General features: G+C 44.4%; 2 protein-coding genes. Both read left to right on the top strand.

Annotation, left to right across the window (positions count from 1 at the left end; translation table 11 throughout):
- The first annotated feature begins 13 nt into the window (after nucleotides 1-13).
- The gene (locus tag H740_RS06185) at nucleotides 14-454 is read left to right on the top strand and encodes a cytochrome c3 family protein (RefSeq protein WP_002952455.1); all 441 of its coding nucleotides are present in this window, start codon (nucleotides 14-16) and stop codon (nucleotides 452-454) included.
- A partial coding sequence (locus H740_RS06180; RefSeq protein ID WP_002952454.1) for a cytochrome c3 family protein occupies nucleotides 451-1070 on the top strand: 620 nt, incomplete at its 3' end. The genes H740_RS06185 and H740_RS06180, both read left to right, overlap by 4 nt.

Here is a 1070-nt window from a genome sequence, read left to right as displayed (position 1 = left end):
GAAAGGAATTCGCATGAAACATAAAGCGTTTCTCGCCTTGTGCGCATCTATGCTATTATGCTCTTTTGCATTTAGCGCAGGTGCACCAAGCGCAAAGATAACGTCTTTAGTAGATCTTAACGTCACCGACGAGCTGCGAGCCAAACACCCTTTAAAACCTCATCACGAAAAGCTAAGCTTCACCTGTCTTGATTGCCACGAAGGACAAGGGAACGACGCTAGTAAATTTAAATCCATAGGCGATAAAGGCTGTATATCCTGTCACGGCGACAAGAAAAAGATAGCTAAAAGACTAGAATACATGGATCTGCTAAAAGCAAATCCTCACAACTCGGTTCACGACGGCCCTACGCTATACTGCGACGAGTGCCACAACGAGCATAAAAAATCAACCAATATGTGCACGGAGTGCCACGAACACGAAGTTCCGCAATGGATGGGGGTAACGCCATGAAAATTTCAAAGAAAGTACTAGCGCTTATTATATTAGTAAGCGGCATTATAGGGTTTTTAGTCGTGCTTCCCGTGCATTACGCCCTAGAAGAAACTAGCGGAGAGAAGTTTTGCGTAGTGTGCCACGAGATGGATCCTATGGTTATAGCTTATAGTAACGACGTTCACAGCGGCAAAGGCAAAAGCGGAGTAAGGGCTAAATGCGTAGACTGCCACATACCTCACGACAACCTAGCCAAATACGTCCTAGTTAAAGCTAAAAACGGACTAATGGAGGGATACGTTCATTTCTTTAAAGACCCGGAGGCTATAGACTGGCATAAAAACAGAGAGAAAAGAGAGCACTTCGTATTTGATAACGGTTGCGTTAGCTGCCATACGAATTTGGTGGATAATAAGCTAACCTCAGCCCAGGCTCAAAAGATGCACGCTCACTATCAAAGCTTGCTAAATACCGATAAGCAACTAACCTGCGCTAGCTGTCACGCCGAGGTAGGCCACAGCGGGCTAAACAATATGCTAAACTACTGGAAGCCTGAATACAAAATCTACGAAAAGAAAGCCGCAATCAAAAAAGAAGAGATAAAGAAGGCTTATTTTGGGGAGGATTATGTAGC

The organism is Campylobacter showae CC57C (assembly GCF_000344295.2).
GTDB classification, from domain to species: domain Bacteria; phylum Campylobacterota; class Campylobacteria; order Campylobacterales; family Campylobacteraceae; genus Campylobacter_A; species Campylobacter_A showae_B.
The sequence above is the reverse complement of the archived record's forward strand: the minus strand, read 5'-3'. Positions and strand labels throughout refer to the sequence as shown.